Origin of the sequence: Treponema peruense, assembly GCF_016117655.1 — a bacterium.
GTDB lineage: Bacteria > Spirochaetota > Spirochaetia > Treponematales > Treponemataceae > Treponema_D > Treponema_D peruense.
Map to the genome: position 1 here is coordinate 1,486,724 of NZ_CP064936.1, position 23,478 is coordinate 1,510,201.

21 protein-coding genes and 1 tRNA gene are annotated in these 23,478 nt (G+C 38.8%); 14 read left to right on the forward strand and 8 right to left on the reverse strand.

Features of this window, described 5'->3' with window-relative positions; all coding sequences use genetic code 11:
• Positions 1–122 precede the first annotated feature (122 nt).
• On the forward strand, positions 123–1,703 hold the full coding sequence (locus IWA51_RS06865) for an AAA family ATPase (RefSeq protein WP_198441879.1): 1,581 nt from the start codon (positions 123–125) through the stop codon (positions 1,701–1,703).
• A 159-nt stretch (positions 1,704–1,862) separates the two neighbouring features.
• On the opposite strand, the gene IWA51_RS06870 is transcribed toward IWA51_RS06865, so the two are convergent.
• On the reverse strand, positions 1,863–2,660 hold the full coding sequence (locus IWA51_RS06870; protein WP_198441880.1) for a DUF72 domain-containing protein: 798 nt from the start codon (positions 2,658–2,660) through the stop codon (positions 1,863–1,865).
• Positions 2,661–2,932: 272 nt separating this feature from the next.
• Here IWA51_RS06870 and IWA51_RS06875 point away from each other — a divergent pair, with 272 nt between their 5' ends.
• Together IWA51_RS06875 and IWA51_RS06880 are read left to right on the forward strand one after the other, a co-directional pair.
• Entirely contained in the window at positions 2,933–3,613 is a 681-nt protein-coding gene (locus IWA51_RS06875; protein ID WP_198441881.1) for a DUF3990 domain-containing protein, read from the forward strand.
• A complete protein-coding gene (locus IWA51_RS06880; protein ID WP_177528085.1) occupies positions 3,591–4,241 on the forward strand; it encodes a helix-turn-helix transcriptional regulator in 651 nt (216 codons plus the stop codon). Before IWA51_RS06875 ends, IWA51_RS06880 begins: the two co-directional genes overlap by 23 nt.
• A 61-nt stretch (positions 4,242–4,302) precedes the next feature.
• Here the strand turns inward: IWA51_RS06880 and IWA51_RS06885 are convergent, their stop codons facing one another.
• The gene (locus IWA51_RS06885) at positions 4,303–4,467 is read right to left on the reverse strand and encodes a hypothetical protein (protein ID WP_177528086.1); all 165 of its coding nucleotides are present in this window, start codon (positions 4,465–4,467) and stop codon (positions 4,303–4,305) included.
• Between the two features lie 337 nt (positions 4,468–4,804).
• Positions 4,805–4,877 (reverse strand) — tRNA-Gly (locus tag IWA51_RS06890).
• A gap of 164 nt (positions 4,878–5,041) precedes the next feature.
• Between IWA51_RS06890 and IWA51_RS06895 the strand changes: the two genes are divergently transcribed.
• A complete protein-coding gene (locus IWA51_RS06895; protein ID WP_198441882.1) occupies positions 5,042–6,349 on the forward strand; it encodes an NCS2 family permease in 1,308 nt (435 codons plus the stop codon).
• Between the two features lie 95 nt (positions 6,350–6,444).
• A complete protein-coding gene (locus IWA51_RS06900) occupies positions 6,445–6,942 on the forward strand; it encodes a deoxycytidylate deaminase (RefSeq protein WP_177528088.1) in 498 nt (165 codons plus the stop codon).
• Between the two features lie 3 nt (positions 6,943–6,945).
• Here IWA51_RS06900 and IWA51_RS06905 read toward each other — a convergent pair whose 3' ends face one another.
• Entirely contained in the window at positions 6,946–7,890 is a 945-nt protein-coding gene (locus IWA51_RS06905; protein ID WP_230402623.1) for an alpha/beta fold hydrolase, read from the reverse strand.
• A gap of 92 nt (positions 7,891–7,982) precedes the next feature.
• Between IWA51_RS06905 and IWA51_RS06910 the strand changes: the two genes are divergently transcribed.
• The 8 genes from IWA51_RS06910 (at position 7,983) to IWA51_RS06945 (ending at position 18,893) form a co-directional block, all read left to right on the forward strand.
• Positions 7,983–9,239, forward strand: coding sequence for a class I SAM-dependent RNA methyltransferase (locus tag IWA51_RS06910; RefSeq protein ID WP_198441883.1), 1,257 nt, complete (start codon positions 7,983–7,985; stop codon positions 9,237–9,239).
• Between the two features lie 8 nt (positions 9,240–9,247).
• The gene (locus IWA51_RS06915) at positions 9,248–11,014 is read left to right on the forward strand and encodes an outer membrane protein assembly factor BamB family protein (protein ID WP_198441884.1); all 1,767 of its coding nucleotides are present in this window, start codon (positions 9,248–9,250) and stop codon (positions 11,012–11,014) included.
• Between the two features lie 65 nt (positions 11,015–11,079).
• Positions 11,080–12,753 carry a capsule assembly Wzi family protein gene (locus IWA51_RS06920; protein ID WP_198441885.1) on the forward strand — a complete coding sequence of 558 codons (1,674 nt, stop codon included), beginning with the start codon at positions 11,080–11,082 and terminating at the stop codon, positions 12,751–12,753.
• 9 nt (positions 12,754–12,762) lie between these two features.
• Positions 12,763–14,214: a flippase gene (locus tag IWA51_RS06925; RefSeq protein ID WP_198441886.1), complete on the forward strand. Its 1,452-nt coding sequence runs from the start codon at positions 12,763–12,765 to the stop codon at positions 14,212–14,214.
• A 166-nt stretch (positions 14,215–14,380) separates the two neighbouring features.
• Positions 14,381–15,463, forward strand: coding sequence for a glycosyltransferase family 8 protein (locus IWA51_RS06930; protein WP_198441887.1), 1,083 nt, complete (start codon positions 14,381–14,383; stop codon positions 15,461–15,463).
• A 63-nt stretch (positions 15,464–15,526) separates the two neighbouring features.
• A complete protein-coding gene (locus IWA51_RS06935) occupies positions 15,527–16,495 on the forward strand; it encodes a glycosyltransferase family 2 protein (RefSeq protein ID WP_198441888.1) in 969 nt (322 codons plus the stop codon).
• Positions 16,492–17,493 (forward strand): glycosyltransferase family 4 protein, encoded by a 1,002-nt coding sequence (locus IWA51_RS06940; protein ID WP_198441889.1) that lies wholly within the window; start codon positions 16,492–16,494, stop codon positions 17,491–17,493. The genes IWA51_RS06935 and IWA51_RS06940 overlap by 4 nt, the downstream gene beginning before the upstream one ends.
• 143 nt (positions 17,494–17,636) lie before the next feature.
• Complete coding sequence (locus tag IWA51_RS06945) at positions 17,637–18,893, forward strand: hypothetical protein (RefSeq protein ID WP_198441890.1); 1,257 nt, start codon at positions 17,637–17,639, stop codon at positions 18,891–18,893.
• 30 nt (positions 18,894–18,923) lie between these two features.
• On the opposite strand, the gene IWA51_RS06950 is transcribed toward IWA51_RS06945, so the two are convergent.
• From IWA51_RS06950 to IWA51_RS12570, 4 genes are all read right to left on the reverse strand, one after another.
• On the reverse strand, positions 18,924–19,157 hold the full coding sequence (locus IWA51_RS06950) for a ribbon-helix-helix domain-containing protein (RefSeq protein ID WP_198441891.1): 234 nt from the start codon (positions 19,155–19,157) through the stop codon (positions 18,924–18,926).
• Positions 19,157–20,395, reverse strand: coding sequence for an IS256 family transposase (locus IWA51_RS06955; protein ID WP_198441892.1), 1,239 nt, complete (start codon positions 20,393–20,395; stop codon positions 19,157–19,159). The genes IWA51_RS06950 and IWA51_RS06955 overlap by 1 nt, the downstream gene beginning before the upstream one ends.
• A gap of 665 nt (positions 20,396–21,060) precedes the next feature.
• Positions 21,061–21,255, reverse strand: coding sequence for a plasmid mobilization protein (locus tag IWA51_RS06960; protein ID WP_198441893.1), 195 nt, complete (start codon positions 21,253–21,255; stop codon positions 21,061–21,063).
• A gap of 427 nt (positions 21,256–21,682) precedes the next feature.
• Entirely contained in the window at positions 21,683–22,108 is a 426-nt protein-coding gene (locus tag IWA51_RS12570) for a hypothetical protein (protein ID WP_215905250.1), read from the reverse strand.
• 125 nt (positions 22,109–22,233) lie between these two features.
• Here IWA51_RS12570 and IWA51_RS06965 point away from each other — a divergent pair, with 125 nt between their 5' ends.
• On the forward strand, positions 22,234–23,472 hold the full coding sequence (locus tag IWA51_RS06965; protein WP_198441892.1) for an IS256 family transposase: 1,239 nt from the start codon (positions 22,234–22,236) through the stop codon (positions 23,470–23,472).
• Positions 23,473–23,478 lie beyond the last annotated feature (6 nt).

The following is a 23,478-nucleotide window of genomic DNA, read 5'->3' on the forward strand; positions in this document are numbered from 1 at the left end:
GAGACTTTTATTAATGGATGAGCTAATAAAGAAAGAAGTCTTGACAGAAAGCTCTTTCAGACTGTATTTTATAGTTATGGCTAATTCCGAATCCTAATCGGAATTAGCCAAAGGAATAATTTATGGATTATATCAATAGAGCTGCTGAAAAACTTGCAAAAGAAGCTGTAGAAACATACAAATCAATTCTTGTTACAGGTGCAAGACAGACTGGAAAATCAACGATGCTTGAAGAACTTTTTCCCGATAGAAAAGTCGTTACTTTTGATGACCAATTTGCAGAAGACCAGGCAAAAAATAATCCTACAGAATTTATTGACTTGAATCCTCCTCCTGTAACTTATGATGAAGTCCAGTATGTTCCAAGTCTTTTCCGCTATATAAAAATTGCATGTGACGCGTCGAAGGATACAGGCCTTTTTTGTCTGACAGGTTCACAGCCTTTTAAACTGATGAAGGCTGCTTCTGAATCCCTTGCAGGCCGTGTTTCTATAATTGAACTTTCTACACTCTCTTTGCGTGAAATGCAGAAAACAGATTTTGACCAGTCTTTTGTTCCTACAATGGAATATGTAAAGGCCAGACAAAAGTCCGCAAAAAAGCCTGAGAATATCTGGAGCATAATTCACCGCGGCGGATACCCTGCTTTGCAGAATCCAAAAATGAACTGGGAAAGATTTTTTTCTGACTATATAAAAACTTATCTTGAACGTGATGTACGCGCTCTTTCTGCCGTTCAGGACCTGGACACATTCCGCCGCTTTATGATTGCCTGTGCAGCCCGTACCGGCCAGATGCTCAATTATTCAAATATTGCATCAGAAATTTCAAAAGACGCAGATACAGTAAAAAATTGGATTTCAATACTTGAAACTTCAGGTATTATTTATATTCTGGAACCTTACTGCCCTTCTGTACCTATTATGGCAGCTACTTCCAACTTGATGGATTCCATCGGGAATCCCAACGGCCGCGTGTCCGTCAAATTACAGCGCAATTATTTTTCGAAAGACTCTACAGACAAGTATGTCGGCAGGGCCATCCGCAACACTCACACTGTAGGAAACGTCCTGCAGCTTGTCGCCAACAAAGTCCCCCAGCTGGACATTGGCACCGTCTACTCAGTCTGTGACGCTTTGGAAAAAGTTGTTACAGAATCCTTAGGCGGCGGAAATTCTGTAAACTGTCTGAACCTTGGACTTTTCTACATATCCTGTAAAGGTTCAACAGACGGAAAGTCTTCAACTCCTGAAATTACTGTAAAGTTCATTCCTTCAGATTTGACTAAAACAGCAATTTCAAAAGTCACTGTTGAACAAACTGGTTATTCTGAACCTCAGGCAACAATTGCACAGATTCAGGACATTGACACAGGTGGAACAGACAGAGTCTTAACAATTAAAGGTTCCGTCCAGATTACAGGCAAAAAGCTTTTAATCGGCGGCGATGATTCCGGGATTTGGTTTGCACCTGCGACTGGAGACAATTATGTAATCGATGAAACAGGAGCAGACTGGGTAAAAGTTACAGCAACACTTTCGGTAAACAAACCTGGTACACTTCTTTTTCCTTTGCCCAAAGAACTTACTGCCGGGAATTACCGCATTGTCCTAAAGACCCGGTGCACTTCTTCTTTGCATTACAAGCGCAAGGAATTAGTTACAACAATTTCTGATGCAGTAACAGTCAAGGAAGCCTCATAATGGGCTTAAGTCTTAAGCAAGGGAAAACCGGCCGTTTGCAAGGCTCCCTTGCTTTTGATAATCAAATACAAATTAAGAGGTGTAATAGAGGGTTGAGCCGTCAGGCTAAGTGCGGAACGTGCGACTGCAGTTTACCGCCGGAACAGCCATGTTCTGTTCTCATTCTCGCATCATCTCCATCATCGCTTTTGCATTCTTCGCGCCGTTGCCCTTGGGGTGGTTATTAAAGAATACCTGCGGTCGTTTTCCTTCAACAATTGCGGCTTTGATTACCGGGACAAATTCTTTGAGTTCACTTTCCGAATATTCATAATCGTATCTTGATGATCCGTTTGGAGAATCATCCTTTGCGTACCAGGCATCTGCATTCCGCCCGTGCAGACGTATGTAAGCAGTATTTCCAGTAAAGGGAGTGGCAAAGGTCTGACCGTCCGGCAGATTTTTCAGCTGAGGCATATCACAGAAAACAATTCCGGTTCCGCGTTTATCAAGTCCTTCAAAGACAGATTCTTTTATCCATTCGCGGTGACGGAATTCGATTGCACCGGGAAAGCCTTCAAAGTTTTGCAAAAGAGATGAAAGGTAAAAACGGTTTTCTTTTGTGTAATGAAAACTCTGCGGCAGCTGAAAAAGAACTGCACTCAAAAGACCTTTGTCATTCAGTGGCTGGACAGCATTCTTAAAATCTTCTGCTACCGTCTGCCAGTTCCGGTCAATATCGTGAGTAAGAAGTCTGTTTGCTTTTATGCTGAAAAAAAGGTTTCCGCCGGATCTGTCGTAAAAGTTCTGCATTCGTTCCGCTGTAGGCATATTGTAAAAGGTATTGTTCAGTTCTACGGTATTGAACTGTGTTGCGTAATAAGAAAGAAAGTCCTTGCGCGGTAAATCTTCGGGATAAAAGACACCCTTCCATTCGGGGTAATCATAGCCGGAAGTGCCGATAAGTATGTCAGTCATTGTTGCAGCCTTTTGAATTAATTTTATTCATACTTTAAGTTTACAACTTTTCAGAATTTAAATAACAGAGTAACTTCTGTTTTGGCTGTCTTGTAATCCATAGATTCAATATAAATCAATCTGTAAAGAATAGCTAGTGTTACTCAAGCCGATATGTATCTTATTTATAGACGAAAAGATTGCGTTTTTTATAGACCTTGCAAAACTATCACTTTGGTAGTATATTTTAATCAGATAGAAAACTATCACTATGGTGATAATTTGGAGGCTTTATGGCAGAAATGACTTTATATCATGGCTCTCTTGATTTGATAAAAAAGCCTGTCTTTGGATATGGAAAAACAAACAACGATTACGGTCTTGGCTTTTACTGCACTCAAAACCTTGAGCTTGCAAAGGAATGGGCTGCCCAGGACCCTGAAAAAGACGGCTGGGCAAATGAATATTCAATTGAAATTGACGGTCTTACATCACTTAATTTGAACGGTAGCGAATATACAATTTTGAACTGGCTTTCTGTTCTTGCAAAATACAGGGATTTCAGAGTTTCAACACCTCTCGCAAGGCATGGTAAAGATTATTTGATTGAAAACTTTTATGTTCCTGTTGAAAACTACGACATGATTGTAGGATATCGGGCTGATGATTCATATTTTTCTTTTGCCCGTGCTTTTGTGAACAATGAGATTTCCATTGCCCAGTTGGCTAAAGCGATGAAACTTGGAAAACTTGGTGAACAGTATGTTTTAAAAAGTCAGAAGGCATTTGAAAAACTTCATTTTAAGAAAACACATAAGTCACCCGCTGATGAATATTTTTCAAAACGAAAAGACAGAAACGAAAATGCAAACCTGGTATTCCGCAAAGAAGCAGAAAATGTTGATTTGGACGGAATATTCATGCGTGATATTTTGAGGGAGAAAATCAAAAATGATGATGAACGCTTACGATAGTATTTACCTTGATTCAGCAATGGAAAATCTCGGAGACGCTTTTGACTATGCAGTCAATGTCTGCAATATTTCTCTTTCAGATTTTTGTTCATACTTCATTGCCTGTGGTCTTGCCCGTCAGTACGGGGAAGGAAATCCCCGCTTTGTAATGGGCTTTTCCGGCTCTGAACTTGTTCAATATGCGGTTGAAAATGTAGGCTTAAAAATGGATTTTCCCCGACTGGATGCGCCATTTGATAAATCAGCTGAATATTGGACAGGCTGGATTCTGGCTTACATCCAGTGGAAAACCGGAATGCCATTTGAAGAAATTTTATCATACTTTTCTGTAAATGACTTAAGGAATCTTTACCCGACACTTCACGAAGCTCCTGAAGACAAAGCTGTTGATGTCTTTATTTCAATCTACAACTCCCGTAAAGAACCTACAAAACTTTATAAATACCGCAAAATAAGACATTACTCTCAAGTCCAGCTTGCAAAAAAAAGCGGCGTCAATCTGCGCTCAATCCAGATGTATGAACAGCGGCGTAAGAACTTGAATAAAGCATCTTTTGAAAGTGTTTATGCATTGTCCCGTGCATTAGGTGTAACGATGGAAGATTTGATGGAGTACGAAGTGGCATAAAGTTTCTTTAATGCTGATGATTATACTGCTTGAAAGACATATTGGAACCGGCCCAAAGCTTTCATTCAAGAAGAAGTTTCTGGTAGTAATTTACAGCAAGCTTTCTTTGCGTGCAGCCGGTACTTTTTGCTGTTGTAAGCGTTCCGTCAGGCTTGTAAGTCTGATAGTAATAAATCTTTCTACCGGATGGCATTGTCCTTTTAAAGACGAAAAAAAGTCCTCTCATAATTAAACCTCCAAGATAGAACTGTAGAGATTCGGACCTTCTGTCGCCTTTCAGTTTAAAAAAGGATTTCATTTTACTGACAATTTACTGACAATAGACAAAATTCATTAAAATAAAAAAACTAACCCGTTGTATTGCAATGAGTTAGTTTTGTTCAAAAAGAAGCGGCAGAAGACATTTTGCGTTAAGAAATCGCGCAGGCGATTTTAGCAAAATGCCCCTCGGCGCTGGCCGACGAGGGGTAGAACCCGCAGGGTTCGACTCCCGTGTCAGCACAGGAAAATTGCCTGCAAATAAAAAAAGCAAGTCTTAACTAGAAAGACTTGCTTTAGAAAAGAGCGGCAGAAGGGAGTCGAACCCTCGTCTCCAGCTTGGAAGGCTGGGGTAATAAGCCGTTATACGACTGCCGCATTCGCTGTTGATGTTTACACTATATATTTTGGTAAAAAAAATGTCAACCGGTTTTTGAAAAAAAAATGAAAAAAATATTTATTTTTTTAAGAATACGGGTTTGTTTATTCACTTAAGGCACAATTAATGGTATAATACTACATATTTTTTTGGAGGATTCTCTATGAACAGCTTCTTCAAACTTCAGGAACGGGGCACAACCGTTTCACGAGAGATTATTGGTGGAATAACAACCTTCCTTGCGATGGCCTACATTCTTGCCCTTAACCCTACTATTCTGGCAGACTCTGGAATGAACTGGGATTCGGTATTCACTGCAACAGCTATTTCTTCTGCAATTGCAACTCTGGTAATGGCATTCTGCGCAAACCTTCCTGTAGCACTTGCACCGGGACTTGGACTCAACGCATTCTTTACCTACACCGTTGTAATCGGAATGGGATGTACCTGGCAGTTTGCTCTTACTGCAGTTCTCCTTGAAGGAATTCTCTTTATAATTCTTTCTGTTTTTGGAATAAGGGAAGCAATCATCAATTCTATTCCGGCCGGAATGAAAAAAGCTGTATCTGTAGGTATAGGTCTTTTTATCACAATCATCGGCTTAAGCAATGCCGGAATCGTCGGAACTGACACCGGAACACTCATCGGCTTTCACAATCTTAACATGGACCACTCCACTGCCCTTGTTGCCGTAATAGGACTTATCATTACAGTTATTCTTTACATAAACAAGGTTCCAGGTTCTATTCTTATAGCAATCGCTGCCACAACAATAATCGGAATTCCGTTTGGTGTAACAAAAGTTCCAGAAGCATGGAAACCGATTTCACTTCCTGCAGCACCGTATTTCTTTAAGTTTGAATTTGCAAATATTCTTTCAGTAAAGTTCCTGGTTGTATTCATTACATTCCTGTTTACCGATTTGTTTGACACTTTGGGAACACTTATGGGAATTGCAGAACAGGCAGACCTTAAAGACGAAGATGGAAACATTTCAAACGCAAAGGGTGCCCTTCTCTCTGATGCAGTCGGAACAGTTGTCGGTGCATGTCTTGGAACTTCAACTGTAACAAGTTTTGTAGAAAGTACTTCAGGTGTTGCCGCAGGAGCACGCACAGGACTTGCATCTGTTGTAACCGCAATTCTTTTTGCACTCTCACTCTTCCTTGGACCTGTATTCGGCCTTATTCCGTCTGCTGCAATTGCACCGGCTCTTATCTTTGTAGGATTTTTGATGATAAAGTCAGTTACTGCAATTGACTTTAACGATCCCACAGAAGGAATCCCGGCTTTTGTTACAATAATGACAATGCCTTTCTCTTATTCAATTTCAAAGGGAATTTCATGGGGAATCATTGCATACGTTATCTGCAAGATTTCAGGAAAGAAAGCAAAAGATATTTCTGTTGTAACATGGATTCTGGCAGCCGTATTCCTGGCCGAAATTATTTTTGAGTCAGTACGCGGTTAATCAACCTATAAAAGTTTCAGAACGGGTTTTTGTCTTAAGCCTTCGGGTAAAAAACGGAACCTGTTCTGAATGAAAGCAATTAAATTCAGGAATTTATGAGCAATTCAGACGAAAAATACAAGCGCCCGACATGGGACGAATACTTCATGGAAGTGTGCCGCACAATTGCAAAACGCGCAACATGTGACAGGGGACGTTCGGGTTGCGTAATTGCAAAGGACAATCGCATTCTTGTAACAGGCTACGTTGGCAGTCCCGCCGGCCTTCCTCACTGTGATGAAGTAGGTCACTTGATGAGAAGCATGATTCACGCAGACGGCTCAATAACGCAACACTGTGTAAGAACCGTACATGCTGAACAAAACGCAATCTGCCAGGCTGCAAAACGCGGCATTCCAATAGACGGAGCGACCGTTTACTGCAAGATGACGCCCTGCCGCACCTGTGCAATGCTTATCATAAACTGCGGAATAAAACGTGTTGTCTGTGAAAAGCATTACCACGATGAAGCTGACTCAATGCAGATGTTCCGCGACGCAGGTATTCACATTGAACACCTGGAAGATTCTGTACAAACTTACGAAAATATGTAAGCCTTACTGAATTCTTGATTCAACCCACAAAAGAACATCTTTCATAATATTAGCGCCGTTTATTTCATTAAGAAGTTCATGGCGCGCATCCCCGTAATAAATAGCGGTTGCGTCTGTAAGCTTAAGTTTTCGTGTATAAATGTCAAAAAGTTTTTCTACAGTTTTTGCATAGTTTCCTACGGGGTCTGCTGTTCCTTCTATAAATAGGACCGAAAGAGACTGTGGTATTTTTTTGAGGTTTGACTTTTTGTGAATAAGTGAAAGTCCTTCAAAAAGATCCCTGAAGAATCCGGTTGTGGGAATAAATGTACAAAAAGGGTCTGCCATATACTGCGCAACTGTTTTTGCATCGCGGCTTATCCAGTCAGACTTTGTTGCCGGATTTTTAATGCGCTTGTTGTAGGAACCGAACACAATCTTGTCCAAAAGTTTTGCCACATGACGTTTTCCAAAAAGCATTGTCATGTTGCGGCCAAGATGTTTGGCAAACGCAATGGTCAGCGGTCGCGGGCCGGCCGTTCCGCATAGAATACAGCCGTCCAGATCTGCACCGTATTTTTCTATGACGCACTGTGAAACAAAAGAGCCAAAGCTGTGTCCAAAAAGAAAAACCTTTTTTGAAGGCCATCTTTTTTTTGCAAGAAGAATCTCTTCGTGAATATCGTCTGCTACCCTTTCAAAACCTTTTTTTTCTGCAAGAAAACCGAACATTCCGCTTTTGTCCTGCGAGGCAAGTTCCGCTGTTTTTCCGTGGCCGCGGTGGTCTTCTGCATAAAGTGCAATTCCCCTTTTACAGCATTCGGCGGCAAACGGTTCATAGCGCGCTGCATGTTCCACCATTCCGTGGCTTAGGACAATCACGGCTTTTGGTTCTGTGTCGGGAAGCCAGCTGTGAAGAACATTTTTGTTGGAATCTGACATTACAATTGTTTCCTGTGCGTATTTCATTTTCTATAAAACCTCATGCATTGTATTCAATTTTTTTATTCAACTATATTCTATTGTAGAATTTTCACTTTATTTTTGCTATAGTATTCTTTATGAAAACAGCCACAATTACAGCAGAAAAAATGGTTTTTGGAGGAGACTGCATTTCCAGAATAGACGGAAAAACGGTTTTTGTACCGCTTGCGATTCCGGGTGAAAAACTCGAAGTAGAAATTACGCAGGACGCAGGTGACTACTACAAGGCACGCATTCTTAATGTACTTGAACCATCTCCCTACAGAACAATTCCATTCTGCCCGCTTTACGGAAAATGCGGCGGATGCAACATGCAGCATATCACAAACGAATACCAGACTGAACTCAGAAAATCCATACTAAAGGACGCTTTTGCACGAGAAGGCGTTGAAGTTCCCCAAATTGAAGTTGTAAGTGCCGCTCCAACCGGCTACAGATCACGCTTTCAGTTCCACGACGGAGGCTTAATGGAACGGGGCAGCAACAATTCAATAAAGCTTACAGCATGCCCCTGCGCAACACCAGAAATAAACCGCTACCTTTCAGAAGTTGCGCCCGAAGAAAGACCTGCAGGCCGTGTACATGTATTCGGCTCTTCGCGCATAACATCTATTCCTGAAGGATACGACAAAATAATCATAGCAGACGAACCTTTGGAAAAACAGGTGCAGAAAGAACAGAAGCGCCAGTTGCGTACACCCGGCGGAAGAAAAATTGGCAAATACAAAGAAATAAAAAAACGCTGGGCCGGTGCTGCAGAAAATCCAAGGAACACCTGCTCAGTTAATCTCTGCGGAAAAGAAATTTCTTTTGATGTACTGGGATTTTTCCAGTCAAACCTTGAAGTAACCGAAAAGGCTGTTCCGCTTGTAACGGGAGGACTTTCTGGCAAAAACGTTCTGGACATGTACAGCGGGGCCGGAACATTTTCTGTATTCCTCGCCGACTCTTTTGAAAACGTAACTTTGGTTGAACACAACAAGTCTGCCCTTATCTATGCCGAAAAAAACATGGCCGGAAAACCGCACGAAAGTTTTGGTGTGAGCGGCGACGTGTGGATCAAATATCATGCACAAAACTGCGAACAACGCTTTGGAAAATACGATGCAGTTGTAATTGACCCGCCCAGACAGGGAATGGAAAAGTCGGTCTGCCAGTGGCTTCAGACATCGGAAATTCCGCATATAAGAAGTCTTTCCTGTGACACGGCAACTCACGCACGCGATGCAAAGTTTTTGACAAGGTCCGGCTACAAGCTTGAAAAACTTTTTCTTCTAGACTTTTACCCGCAGACAGGTCATATAGAAAGTCTTGCATGGTTTGAAAAGGATTAACACTTAGTATGAATCTTAAGAAGTCTACTTTTGTATACAGTTTTTTGCTTTTCTGTACACTTTTTTGCTTATGGGGACAGAATAAGGGTACAGATCTGTCACGCAGGCAGCCAGACTGGGTTGCAGTTCTGGGCGGAAACCTTCTTTGCGAACCGGTACAGACAGAGGAAGGCTATGTTGCAGTGGGTGAAGGAAAGATGCTGCACTCATTTACAGGAGACGGAAAAATTCTCTGGCAGAAAGGCTTTTCAAAAAGACTGTCTCCATTTGTAACAAGTGGTGTCGGCGGAATGCTGTATGTAGTAACAGGCGGCTCAAAACTCGACATGCTCAACCCCGGCGGAACACCGCTGTGGACTTCTGACACAGGCTTTAATATAGAAAACGCACCGCTTGCCGGACGCGACGGGCGGGTCTTTGTACGAGGACACGATGCACTTGCCTGCTACGGCCTTAACGGAAAGCGCCGCTGGATTCTTAAAATAAAGGGACAGAATATACAGCTTCCTGTCACCACACTCAATGACGGTTCGCTTCTGGTATTTCTGGACAGGACAGCAGAAGGAAACAAATCTGTAGCCATAACTGTAACCCCGTTCGGGGACTCAAGCGAAGAAATTACGTTTGCAGGCAAAGTGATACAGTCTGTACCCTGCAAAGACGGAGCACTTCTTTCTTTTTCTGACTCAAGCCTGGGAATGGTTTCTTCTGACAAAGGAAAGGCTTTTTCGAAGTGGACTCTTCCGTCACAAAAAAGCGGAATAACAGGACCTGCAAAAATTGCGTGCTGCCCCGGCGAAAACAAAGCGTGGGCAGTATGGGGAACACCAGCTACACTCACATTGTTCAGGACGGCCGACGGTACAGTTTCAAGAACATTCACCAGTTCAGTAAGAAGCGCAATATCGCTCAAAATGTACTCGCCTCTTTCAAGAAGTATTGTTCTTGCCGACGCAAACAGGGCTGCATGTTTTGATGAACAGGGCGAAACCTTGTGGAACATAGACAGACTTCCCCCAAAAGACTGGAACTTTGCGCTGTTTACAGATACAGGATACATTACACTTTGTACCCGCAGCTGGGTCCTTGAAGGATACAGAATAGTCCAGTCACTGTCCACTCAAAAACCAAAAGCACCCAAAAAAAATGTAAGTTCCTACAGGGAATTTTATGACAAAACCCCGCCTAAATCTGACTCGATAACGGGAGCCGCAATAAACGCAGACAAAGCAAAAGAAATAGAGCGTGCTTTTTCAAAGGGAGACTTTGGAGAAAAAGAACACGAATGGCTTGCAGTTTTGGAAGCAGAAATTTCAAAAATGAGAAGCGACTGGCTTTCAGAAAGCTGGGACTACACAGTACAGAAACCTTACTTTAAGGCAAACGTCCCCTACAACGCGACAATACTTTCTTTATGCGCAAAAAGCGGAATCAGCCTTGGCCAGGAAAACATTCCGTCTCTGTTAAAATCATGTGACGACCCGACCGTTATGATTTCTCTGGTACGGTATGCTGCAGAAGCAAAATTTGATCCCGAAGGACAGATTCTCTACACGCTTGACTATATTGCACGCAACAAAGCCCGCTCAGATGACAGCACCCTTTTGTGCGAAATAGCCGCAGCCTGTACACAGATATGTCTCTTTATGGGAAGACCGGCTTTTTTTTCACAGGGACGCGCTCTTCTTACCTACATGATGTACCCGCAGTTCAGTTCAAAAGTAAGGGATACAGCACGAGCCTGTCTTGAACAGATTGCTTCTTCGGGACTTTGACTTTTACCGGACTGCACAAGTCTATTATTGAACGAGATATTTATTTTTGCTACAATAGGAATATTATGAAAAGAGTTTACATCGCGCTGGCAGCATCTGCGCTGCTTTTTAACACGGTCACCTTCGCCCAGGAAGCATTGAAGTCGTCAGAAGAAAATTACTATGACTTTCTTTCACTGCAGGGACTTGTAAAACGCCCCACGCTAAATTACAGAACGCTTTCTGATTCAGTCTGGAGCATTTCTCCCAGTACAGAACATGCATGGCAGCTTAACAATCTTGGAACAACCTACACACTGCTCGACACATCTGACAGCATGCAAAACGCATTTCTTGACGGCTCTGTAAACGGAATAAAAGCACGCCTTTACGGACCGCAATGGTTTAATTCGTACAACACGGCAGCCCCATACGGAATGAACGACGGCGCACTCTGGCAGGGAAAAGGATACAACACTTCACTTACAGCAGGCGCACGGCTTGAAGCTTACGGACTGGAACTTACGCTTAAACCACAGTTTGTTTTTTCACAGAACCTTAACTTTGAAATAATGAAGTCACACTCAGACAGCGAATACGGTTACTTCTGGGGATACGGTGAAAAAAACAACGGGGCCGACATTCCGCAGAGATTCGGTGACGAAGCGTTTTATTATTTTGACTGGGGCGACACCGAAGTACGCTATACATGGAAAAACCTGACGCTTGGTTTTGGAACACAGGCAATTTGGCTTGGACCTGCACAGGTAAACGCGATTCTGCATTCAAACAATGCACCCACCTACCCCAAATTTGACGCTGGTCTTAGAAGAACAGAAATACATATTCCGTGGCTAAACTGGTACATAGGCGACATTGAAGCGCGCATTTGGACAGGAAAACTTACAGAGTCAGACTACTACGACAGTGACGAAAGCAATGACAACAACATGATTCACGGACTTGCACTTGCCTACGCGCCGTCTTTTGTTCCGGGACTTACGCTTTTTGCAAACAGAACATGCCTTGTAAAATGGGACTGGGCAAATTTAAAATACATTCTGCCGGTAGAAGCAAATACCCATGAAGACCAGAAGATGTCATTCGGAGCAGACTGGATTTTTGCACCGGTTGGACTGGAAATTTACGGCGAACTCGGGCTGGATGATTTTGTTCCGAATTCATTTCCAATCGGTTACATAAGATATCCTCTTCATACACTTGTATATACTCTTGGACTCAAGAAAACATTTACTCACAGCGAAGAAAAAAAGATATACGGCGAGTTTACAATGGAAATTAACAGCACTGAAATGTCACAGGACTTTCAGCTTCAGTGGCCGTACAATTTTGGATTCCACCACCAGATTACACAGGGTTACACAAACCGCGGACAGTATCTTGCAAACGCAACAGGCTACGGCGGAAATCTTCAGTATATTTCATATTCAGTTTTCTACCCTAAAGGAAAAACAATGCTGACTGTTGCAAGATGGAATCCCGACAACAATTACATTTACAGTGTTGCGGTAAACTCAGTTGCATATGATAAAGAAAATAATATTGATCTTAACAAAACACATTTCACTTCGTGGAAGGCAAATTTTATTTTGGGAGCTAATACTGAATATTTTATAACGCCAAATCTACTTCTCAATGCAGGAGCATTATACAACCTCATTATTAATCCACAGTACCAGAATGATTCAACAAAACTTCACAACTTTCATTTTGAACTCGGAATAAAATACAATTTCTAGGAAAAGCAGATGGCAAAGTCAATCAAGAAGAATGCATTTTACAGCTTTCTGAAATCCTTTATGACACTGTTCTTCCCGCTTATTACGTTTCCGTATGCGTCAAGAATTCTGGGACCCGAAGGAATTGGAAAAATCAATTTTGCAGGAAACGTAATTTCGTACTTTGCCATGATTGCTGCATTAGGAATTGGTTCTTATGCTACAAGACAGGCTGCAAAAATAAGGGACGATAGAATTGCACTTTCAAAATTCGTAAAAGAAATTTTTTTAATCAACATTGCTTCTACTGTTATTTCATATATTCTGTTTTTTGTTGCAATAATTTATATAAGAAAATTTGATGACTACAGACCACTTCTGTACGTTTGCTCGCTGCAGATTTTTTTTAACACAATCGGATTCAACTGGTTCTACACTGCACTTGAAGAATTCAAATACATAACACTGCGTACAATTTTGTTTCAGATAATCGGAATCGGATTCTTATTCGTTTTTGTAAGAACACGCGGCGATTTAGTTAACTATGCAATTTTCGGAATAATTACCGGTGTTGGTTCAAACATCTGCAATTTTTTTTATCTTAACAAATTCATAGACTGGAAAATAAAAGCAAAACTGGAAATAAAAAAACATCTTAAACCAATTTTCATCTTTTTTGGAATGTCTGTTTCTATTACAGTTTATACAGCGCTTGATTCTGTAATGCTTGGTTTTCTTACAAACGACAAGGAAGTCGGAATTTATTCAGCAGCAACAAAACTGAACAAAATGATTCTTAGTCTTCTCACTGCAGTAATAAGCATTTTACTTCCACGCCTTTCGTATTACTTTGAACAAAAACGGACACAAGAATTCAAATCACTTGCACAGAAGGGAATCTGTTTTGTAATGCTTCTTTCTTTCCCGATGATTGCAGGTTTAATAATTCTCTCGCCTTCACTGATTGCTCTTTTTTGTGGAAGCGAATACAGTTCTGCAATTATACCCATGAGAATAATCACACCGGTACTTCTCATTATTTCTACAGCCTACATGACAAGTCAGGTTTTGTCTGCAACTGAAAAAGAAAAGTTTTCGCTTGTATCTTACATATCCGCCGCTATACTCAATTTGATTTTGAATTTTATTTTCATTCCAAAATTTGGTGCCTCAGGTGCAGCACTGGGAACAGTTTTTGCAGAACTAACCGCAACAACAATTCAAATGATTATTACAAGAAAATATTTTTTTACAAAAAAAACTTTTATCTGCATCATCCAGTCTCTTGCTTCTGTCTGTGTAATGAGTGCGGCAACAATTTTTGTATGCAGTCTGATTGAAAATACAACCATAAAACTTGTTGTCGGAACACTTACCGGAATTTGTACCTACGCCTTTATGCTTTTGCTTTTAAGAAACGAATATTTTACAGAGATACTTAAGCAGTTAAAGAGTAAAATTATGGGAAGGATGTCAGTTTAGGTAACGTATCTGCGGGTTGGGGAAATTATTGAAACATTAATAAAAAAATAGGAAACAGAATACGTATCTGCCACAGATACATAATCATAAAAATGAGAATTAATTCAGTATAAACATAGGTTGATTTATATCATATTTGTTGGTAAAATTGCTATGAGGTTAAATCATGTTTCATATAGCTTTTTGCATCAACAATAAATTTACAATGCCGTGCGGCGTTTTTATACTTTCAATTTTGCACTACAATAAGTTCCCGCTTTGCTTTCATGTACTTCACAGAGACCTTACAGAAGAAAATATTGATAAACTTAAACAGACAGTTTCTTCGTATTCAAATGCACAGATAGAATTTCACAAAGTAGATTCCAGTTATGACAGCAAGTTAATTGTACGTGAAGGAGAAAGACTTTCTGTAGAAACCTATTACAGATTTTTTATACCGGAACTTTTACCGAATGTTGATAGAGTTTTATATTTAGATTGTGATATGCTCTGTTGCAATGATTTTTCTGATATCTTTAATATTGATATTGAAAATATACCAGAAGCAATGGTAATAGATGAAAAAACAAAAGAAATTTCAAAATACAACAGACTTGATTTGGACTTTTCAAATGACTATTTTAATGCCGGAGTAATGTATATAAACCTGGATTACTGGCGAAAAAACAATGAAACAGAAAAACTTCTTTCCTTTGTCACAAAAAATCCGGAACTCTGTGTATGCCATGACCAGGATGCAGTTAATAAATTACACGAAGGTAAAATTCAATACATGCCTTTAAAATATAATTGTCAGCGTGCATTTTTTAGATATTATTTCTGGGTTAATCCAAAAAAATACCCTGTTTCTTTATATACAACAGACACAATAGAAAAAAAGAGATGGCCGCAGGTAAAAGATGCAATAGAGAACCCAACTTTTGTTCATTTTTCAGGATGCGACAAACCCTGGTTCAAGGAAAGTACTATTCCATATCTAACACAATGGTTGGAATTTCACAACATCTCTGTATGGCAGAATGAAAAGCTCAAAAGTCGTTTTGAATCAAATAAGAAATTGCTGTTTAAAATACACCTAAAAAAGTTTCTGTCTATTTTTAAATTAGCAAAGCCGTTCAAAACAAACGATGTTTATCCGGAAGAAGCCTATATAAATACCCCCCCCCACAGCTATACAAATAAATGGATAATATCTAATTACATTAATGCTGCTTACTCCCAAACACATAAGGAATTTGCAGCATGAATAAAAAAACATTCGTAAATATTTATATTTTTAATTTAAAATATTTTTTCGGGCGATAAAACTATGACTTATTTCTCAATAATCGTACCGGTTTACAATGTCGAAAAATATCTCAAAACATGTATAAATAGTCTTTTAATTCAAACTTATTCTGAGTTTGAGTGTATTTTAGTAGATGACGGTTCAACTGATGGATCAAATTTAATTTGTGATTCAATTTCAAAAGAAGATAAAAGATTTAAAGTGATCCATAAAAAAAATGAAGGCGTTTCTATCGCAAGAAAAACAGGAATAGAAAATAGTAAAGGCTTATACATTCTATTCCTTGATTCAGATGATAAATATAATCAAACTCTTTTAGAAAAATTATTTTACAAAATACAGGAACAACAGCCTGATTTATTAATTTTTGGTTTTAAAAGAATAACAGAAACTGATGGATGTGTTATTAAAGAGGTAATTCCTTCCAATACATTAAGTATTAAACAATTACTTACTGATCAAATGGAATTAACTTTTTTATTATGGAACAAATGTTATAAAAAAAATTTATTTAGTGAAATTGATATAAATCAAATAAACGGCATTACTTTTTCAGAGGATTCATGGTTAAGTTTTAATCTTATTTATTTGTCGAAAAAAATAATTTTTTTACCATTCTGTGGATATAATTATCTTTGCAGAAAAACATCAGTAACACAAACCATGTCATATAAAAATAGAATTGACTATATAAAATCCATTTCCTTATTGGATAATTTATATACAGAAAAAAAAGAAGAACCAGAAGTATTACAGAAAATAAAATCAAAAGCAAAATTTGCTCAAATTAATCCTGATTATGATTACTCAATAAAAGATTTTATTATTGGATGTAAAATTTATAATAAAAATTTTTTAGATGTAAATAAATCAACATTAAAATTTGCACAAACTAAATTAATGAAATTGTATTTAGTTTTAATTGAATATAGATTATATATTCCAGCTTTTATTTTATACAAACTCAGAAAGAGAAGGAAACAAAAATGAAAACTATCCTAATAGCTTCAATACATGGACTAAAAAATATAGGTGGCCTCGAAAGAGTAAATCAATATTTATATGAAATTTTATGTTCGAAATATAAAGTTAAAGTAATAACAGGCACAAAAAAACCTTTTAAACATGGAAATTGGATTCTTCAATCTATAATAGTAAGTTTAAAATTATTTTTTATTCCTCACAATTTTGTAATAGGAACTTCGTGGCATTCTTTTCTTTTCCCATGTGATATAACATTTCATCATGGAACTATGAAAGGTATTCAAAATCATATTGGTGGAGATCCTGTATATTCAAAACGGATTGGAACAATGGAGAAAATAAGTGCCAAAATCGCAAAATTAAACATTGCTGTAGGAGAAAATGTAAAAGATGAATTAATAAAATTATATAATATTCCAACAGCAAAAATAAAGGTTTTGAATAATTTTGTTAATGATTCATTTTTTTACCCGAAAAATGAATATAACAATAAAGAAAATAAAATAAAAATTCTTTTCGTAGGACGAACCGAGCAAAGAAAAGGAATTTCTGAATTAGAAAAATTATCAAAATATTTAGATTCTCATTCAGAATTAAATTATGAACTACATATTGCATGCCATACGAAAAATACAGATATTTTTGACAATCATAAAAAAACTTTTCTCCATATTAATCTTTCTCCTGATGAAATAGTGAATTTTTATAATTCAGGAGATGTTTTTTATTTTCCAACAAAATATGAAGGTTTTTCTATGTCTACTTTGGAAAGTCTTAGTTGTGGAACTCCTGTTATTGGTACATCTTGGGCAATTGGAAAAGAATTAAGAAATTTAAAAATGTGTAAAATTATAGAAAGCAATGATATACCATATTTACTAAATCAAATATCACAATTAAAACAGAAGTTTACATTCAAAAGAAGTGAAATTCATTCTATAATAAAAGAAAAATTTGGAAGAGAATCTTATGAAAAAAAAATATTTGAATTATTAAAATTTTAAAACCAAAATACAATTATAAATGATTAAACAAAATAAACTTTTTTATCTGTCAACCCCCTTTATTTAAAAATTAACAAAATTTACTAAAGTTTTTTCTATATGTGTTCGAAAATTGAACCGGGTGGGTCTTTTTTGGAGGAAATATGAAAAGACCGAATCTGCTTGAACTTAAAAAGAAATACATTCCGCTTCGTGCAGCCGGGAAAATCACAAACAAGGAACTTGCCTTTTATCTTCATATGACAGTACAGCACTGTTCTGTTTTGGTTTCCAGATACAGGAAGGAAGGAGACTCATTCTTTGTCAACGGGCACAAAGGGCTTCATTACAACAAAAACCGCGTAAAGCAGAACCTTCGCGATAAAATTGTTCAGCTGTATAAAGATGAAGGTTGTACAGCAACATTCGCCAATTTTGCACGTGACATAAAAGACTTTTACCATATCAACTGTTCTGCACGCGTAGTAGTTTCTGCATTAAAAGAAGCAGGAATAAAATCCCCCAAAGCAAGAAAAGTGCAGCCTACAAAAGCCAGTCACCGCCCGCGCCCGGAAAGAAAACACAAAGGAAGTCTTGTACAGGTAGACGGAACCCCCTATGATTTCTTTATGGACGGAACAAAAGTTACTGCAGTGGGTGCTATAGACGACGCATCCCACTCCCTTTTGGGAATTCATTTCAGTATTGCCGAATCCCGAATGTCTTATTTTGAACTTTTCCATCAAATGGCAGAAAAGCATGTACTTCCGGAATCCTTCTATACCGACTGGTCAAGGAACTTCATTTCTGTTGCAAGAAACAATGCCAAAATGTCGGTAGAAGAAAGAATTGAATATGCCAAAGAACACAAAACCGAATACATGAAAATCTGCGAAAAACTCGGAATAAAAACAATCTTTGCACTTTCTCCCGAGGCAAAAGGCCGTGTTGAGCGTATGTGGCAGACTCTGCAGCTTAATCTTCCCATGATGTTCAAAAGGCGCGGAATAAGTACAATCGAAAAGGCAAATGGTTTTTCCCAGGATATATGCGAATGGTGGAACAAATACTTTTCAATAGATCCCCTCGAAGAAGAGGAACGGTACATAACTCCACCGTCAGACATTGACCTTGAAGACCTCTTTTCAGTCCACAAAGAAGTAACAACAAGGCATGACGGTATATTCTCTTACTGTGAGCACGATTTCAAGATAGACGGTCTTTCATGGGGCGGAGAGAAAATCAATCTTTCAATCAGTTACAGAAACGGCTTCCGTGTCTTCTGGCACAATTCCTGGCGCCGTGCAAGACTCCAGGACGGACTCCAGCGTACATACGGAGACACATTGTCAAACACAGAATATGAACTTCTTGCAAAGACACTGGACGCAGACATGCATACAAACTGCGTGTGCGTGTAAAAAAGCCCCGGGCAATTCCGGGGCAATTGATTAGTTTAATATTGAATCAATAATAAATCTACTTACTGACTTGCCAGAAGCCGCCGCGAGTTTTTTAATCTCTTCTACTTCACTTTCAAGGCAAGATATAACTATTCGCCCGGTATTATAACCAGTTTTTGATTTTGAAGCAGTTTGGCTCCCCTTAGGTCTGCCTTGTCCACTTCTTTTACCGCCCCGAGTTATTGTCAATTGTTGTGGATTGAAAAAAAGTGTCTTTTTCATCAGGCAGCCTTCATTTGTTCACCGTCCACAAAAATTATATTTTTGGCGACAAGTTCAAGTTGTTTAAATCCCCTGAGCCGTCGCCAGTTTTTCTCTGCCTGAAGACAAAGCTTGAAAGCCATTGCAACAGAAGCAGCGGAAGAGCCGTTTCCTTTTGTTGACTTGTGGCGCAACCTGACTGTTGCAAATGTCGATTCAATCGGATTCGACGTTCTAATGTGAGCCCAATGTTCCGCCGGATAATCATAAAAGCGGAACAAATCCTCCTTGTCTTTTTCAAGACATTCCGTTGCCTTCGGATATTTTTTTCCGAAAGTTTCTATAAATAAGTCGTAGGCTTTCAAGGCGTTTGCACGTTTGTCTGCCTGCCACATATCCCGAATCATTTTTGTGGCCTGAGTCTGCACACAGTCAGGCAATTTGTCCAGAATGTTCATGGACTTGTGGAACCAGCATCTCTGAATTTTTAGCTGGCCCCAGATTTCATCAACTGCATTTTGAAACCCAAGCGCTCCGTCGCAGACTGCCAATTTTGGTGCTTTTGTCAGTCCGCGGAATTTCAAATCAAGCAAAACTCCACGCCAACTTTCCGTTGACTCGCGAATTCCGGCCTGTACAGCCACAAGTTCTTTTTTGCCTTCAACAGTTACGCCAATTATTACCAGAAGGCAGGTCTTTTCACCGTCAAGCCGGGACTTTACGTAAATTCCGTCTGCCCAAACATAAACGTATTCCTTTCCGGAAAGATCTCGTTTGCGCCATTCGTCATATTCAGCCTGCCATTTTACAGTAAGCTTTGTTATGACTGACGGACTCAGGCCCTTTGCTTCTTTACCAAGAACATCATGGAGCATGGCTGAAAACTTGTTTGAAGAAATTCCTGCAAGGTAGGCAGCGGAAAGTATTGCTTCTACTGTCGGAGTTTTTCTTGCAAACGGAGGAAGGACTTTGCTTACAAAGCGATCCTTTTCTTCAAGTGCACGGTCATCAACTCTGGGAAGCCTGACTGTAACGTAACCGTTTGTAGTAAGAATTGTCCGTTCTTTGTGAAAGCCGTTTCTTACTACAAGTTTGTTTCCGGTTTTGTCTACGATAGAAGAAGTTTTATTAAGAAAACGCTGAACTTCATCCTCGTAAAGACTTTCAATTACTTCACGTGCTCTTGCGCGGATTGCTTTTTCAAGCAAATCAATCGTTGGACTATTGGAATTTTCTTCAATTTCCAGTATTCTTTTCATAAGAGGTCTCCTTCGGTGTTTATTTTTTTTTCCAAAGAAAACTATACCTTAGACAGACCTCTTTTTCTATGCCTTCTCAGGCAATCCACAACTTTTGATTATAACTCTACCGCCCCAGTTTTTATGTTCAACTGTTTCCATTTTTCTTATCCTTAATTTTTAGAATTATTCTTGTAACAGTGCATATTGTTGACAAAGCAAACAAAATACACAAAATAATTTGTAACGAATTACTCATAATTGACGCTCCTTATAAATAACAATATAATATAAGGGCAAGTCTACGAAACTTGCCCTTGTTGATTACCGTTTCTTGTATCGGTCAATCAACTCAAGAATAAATCTTACGATGTTCGTTATTGTTTCGACCAGTGCGAACACCGTAAGAACTTTTTCAAGGATTGTCATATTTTATTACCTCCTGATCAACTCTTGATAATTCTATATTATACTATTTGTTTAATTTTGTCAATAGCAAATCAAGATTTATTCAAAAACTTTTTTGTTCTGAGATTTCATTGGAATGAGTAAAAACAATTAAAAAAAACGGTTGCAAAAGCAAATATGAAATTAACAGAATATATAATTTACCTTGCAAAAAATAATTAAAAAAAAACAGCCGCATTTTTCGTGCGGCTGTGTCAGTTGGTAAAAGCAATACAAATTTAATTAAAACATTTTTCAAGAATGTATTTACTTACAGAAAGATTATTTTCTTTTGCAAGCTGTTGAAGCTTTGTTTTTTCTTCAGTAGTACACCTTACATAAATACATTCTTCTTTTTTATCTTCTTTTTGAGTTTTATTTAAACTCCCCTTTGGTCGTCCGGAACCGTGCCTACTTCCACCGTGATTATTCATTTTTTTTACCTTTTTTAATTACAAAAAATACAATTAACCCAATTATAATACCAATAATAATACCTTTTAAAATTGACATATTACCTCCAAACTTATTAAAATTGATTAAAAGCAAGGCGGGTATTTATCCCGCAATTTGCTTGTTTTACTTGAACCTTTTGTCAATCCATTTGCAGATTAGGTAAGTTATAACACCTGCAAGGATTGGCAACACAAGGTTCTCAAAAAGGCTTTGAGCCATCGCTTTACCTCCTGACAAATATAAGTATATTGTATCTTGATTTATTTGTCAAGCGGATTTTATCAAAATTATTTATTTACCATTTTTTTCAACAGGTTCTACTTGGTAAATCCTAAAGTTTGAATGTCGCTCTTTCTAATGAATAACTTTCTAACACGGTTTCTTTTTCCGGCAAAAGATAAGTTTTTACACATAAATTAATGTTCCTATAAAATATACAGGGTCTATGTACACATCTCCGTTATTGTCAGTAAAATATAATGGAAGATATTTGACTTGACTACCGTCAGGTAAAAACTGATATAAAGGGATTCCCGACCTTGCATTTATTTGGAATCGAGGGTCTGTATTTCCAGGTTTATAACTGGCAATATTACTAAGCACAGGAGCTGTCCCGTTGTTATTAACTTCCTTGTCTCCGCAGTAATGTGTAATAAGGCGTGGTGCGCCTCTTACTAAGTCTGGTGTTGGAATAGGTATTACATATATTCCCTTAGAAAACCTATATATTCCTTCATAGATTGAATTAGAGCAAGTGATTTTCCATGTATCGGCGTTCAACTTCTTTTGTATTACGATTCTAGTAGCAACCCAAAAATTGGTTCCTTGCATAATTGAGCCTTTGAAATTGAGTTATAATCAAAAGTTGTGGATTGCCTGAGAAGGCATAGAAAAAGAGGTCTGTCTAAGGTATAGTTTTCTTTGGAAAAAAAAATAAACACCGAAGGAGACCTCTTATGAAAAGAATACTGGAAATTGAAGAAAATTCCAATAGTCCAACGATTGATTTGCTTGAAAAAGCAATCCGCGCAAGAGCACGTGAAGTAATTGAAAGTCTTTACGAGGATGAAGTTCAGCGTTTTCTTAATAAAACTTCTTCTATCGTAGACAAAACCGGAAACAAACTTGTAGTAAGAAACGGCTTTCACAAAGAACGGACAATTCTTACTACAAACGGTTACGTTACAGTCAGGCTTCCCAGAGTTGATGACCGTGCACTTGAAGAAAAGGATCGCTTTGTAAGCAAAGTCCTTCCTCCGTTTGCAAGAAAAACTCCGACAGTAGAAGCAATACTTTCCGCTGCCTACCTTGCAGGAATTTCTTCAAACAAGTTTTCAGCCATGCTCCATGATGTTCTTGGTAAAGAAGCAAAGGGCCTGAGTCCGTCAGTCATAACAAAGCTTACTGTAAAATGGCAGGCTGAATATGACGAATGGCGCAAACGAGATCTTTCCGGAAAGGAATACGTTTATGTTTGGGCAGACGGAATTTACGTAAAGTCCCGGCTTGACGGTGAAAAGACCTGCCTTCTGGTAATAATTGGCGTAACTGTTGAAGGCAAAAAAGAACTTGTGGCTGTACAGGCCGGAATTCGCGAGTCAACGGAAAGTTGGCGTGGAGTTTTGCTTGATTTGAAATTCCGCGGACTGACAAAAGCACCAAAATTGGCAGTCTGCGACGGAGCGCTTGGGTTTCAAAATGCAGTTGATGAAATCTGGGGCCAGCTAAAAATTCAGAGATGCTGGTTCCACAAGTCCATGAACATTCTGGACAAATTGCCTGACTGTGTGCAGACTCAGGCCACAAAAATGATTCGGGATATGTGGCAGGCAGACAAACGTGCAAACGCCTTGAAAGCCTACGACTTATTTATAGAAACTTTCGGAAAAAAATATCCGAAGGCAACGGAATGTCTTGAAAAAGACAAGGAGGATTTGTTCCGCTTTTATGATTATCCGGCGGAACATTGGGCTCACATTAGAACGTCGAATCCGATTGAATCGACATTTGCAACAGTCAGGTTGCGCCACAAGTCAACAAAAGGAAACGGCTCTTCCGCTGCTTCTGTTGCAATGGCTTTCAAGCTTTGTCTTCAGGCAGAGAAAAACTGGCGACGGCTCAGGGGATTTAAACAACTTGAACTTGTCGCCAAAAATATAATTTTTGTGGACGGTGAACAAATGAAGGCTGCCTGATGAAAA

What these genes read in the sequence shown, in the direction of transcription:
- IWA51_RS06960 (WP_198441893.1), bottom strand. Translation starts at nt 21,255, where the DNA reads ATGAATAATCACGGTGGAAGTAGGCACGGTTCCGGACGACCAAAGGGG.
- IWA51_RS06920 (WP_198441885.1), top strand. Translation starts at nt 11,080, where the DNA reads ATGAAAAGAGTTTACATCGCGCTGGCAGCATCTGCGCTGCTTTTTAAC.
- IWA51_RS06935 (WP_198441888.1), top strand. Translation starts at nt 15,527, where the DNA reads ATGACTTATTTCTCAATAATCGTACCGGTTTACAATGTCGAAAAATAT.
- IWA51_RS06885 (WP_177528086.1), bottom strand. Translation starts at nt 4,467, where the DNA reads ATGAGAGGACTTTTTTTCGTCTTTAAAAGGACAATGCCATCCGGTAGA.
- IWA51_RS06880 (WP_177528085.1), top strand. Translation starts at nt 3,591, where the DNA reads ATGATGATGAACGCTTACGATAGTATTTACCTTGATTCAGCAATGGAA.
- IWA51_RS06915 (WP_198441884.1), top strand. Translation starts at nt 9,248, where the DNA reads ATGAATCTTAAGAAGTCTACTTTTGTATACAGTTTTTTGCTTTTCTGT.
- IWA51_RS06965 (WP_198441892.1), top strand. Translation starts at nt 22,234, where the DNA reads ATGAAAAGAATACTGGAAATTGAAGAAAATTCCAATAGTCCAACGATT.
- IWA51_RS06900 (WP_177528088.1), top strand. Translation starts at nt 6,445, where the DNA reads ATGAGCAATTCAGACGAAAAATACAAGCGCCCGACATGGGACGAATAC.
- IWA51_RS06955 (WP_198441892.1), bottom strand. Translation starts at nt 20,395, where the DNA reads ATGAAAAGAATACTGGAAATTGAAGAAAATTCCAATAGTCCAACGATT.
- IWA51_RS06875 (WP_198441881.1), top strand. Translation starts at nt 2,933, where the DNA reads ATGGCAGAAATGACTTTATATCATGGCTCTCTTGATTTGATAAAAAAG.
- IWA51_RS06930 (WP_198441887.1), top strand. Translation starts at nt 14,381, where the DNA reads ATGTTTCATATAGCTTTTTGCATCAACAATAAATTTACAATGCCGTGC.
- IWA51_RS06950 (WP_198441891.1), bottom strand. Translation starts at nt 19,157, where the DNA reads ATGAAAAAGACACTTTTTTTCAATCCACAACAATTGACAATAACTCGG.
- IWA51_RS06925 (WP_198441886.1), top strand. Translation starts at nt 12,763, where the DNA reads ATGGCAAAGTCAATCAAGAAGAATGCATTTTACAGCTTTCTGAAATCC.
- IWA51_RS12570 (WP_215905250.1), bottom strand. Translation starts at nt 22,108, where the DNA reads ATGCAAGGAACCAATTTTTGGGTTGCTACTAGAATCGTAATACAAAAG.
- IWA51_RS06865 (WP_198441879.1), top strand. Translation starts at nt 123, where the DNA reads ATGGATTATATCAATAGAGCTGCTGAAAAACTTGCAAAAGAAGCTGTA.
- IWA51_RS06910 (WP_198441883.1), top strand. Translation starts at nt 7,983, where the DNA reads ATGAAAACAGCCACAATTACAGCAGAAAAAATGGTTTTTGGAGGAGAC.
- IWA51_RS06945 (WP_198441890.1), top strand. Translation starts at nt 17,637, where the DNA reads ATGAAAAGACCGAATCTGCTTGAACTTAAAAAGAAATACATTCCGCTT.
- IWA51_RS06905 (WP_230402623.1), bottom strand. Translation starts at nt 7,890, where the DNA reads ATGAAATACGCACAGGAAACAATTGTAATGTCAGATTCCAACAAAAAT.
- IWA51_RS06895 (WP_198441882.1), top strand. Translation starts at nt 5,042, where the DNA reads ATGAACAGCTTCTTCAAACTTCAGGAACGGGGCACAACCGTTTCACGA.
- IWA51_RS06940 (WP_198441889.1), top strand. Translation starts at nt 16,492, where the DNA reads ATGAAAACTATCCTAATAGCTTCAATACATGGACTAAAAAATATAGGT.
- IWA51_RS06870 (WP_198441880.1), bottom strand. Translation starts at nt 2,660, where the DNA reads ATGACTGACATACTTATCGGCACTTCCGGCTATGATTACCCCGAATGG.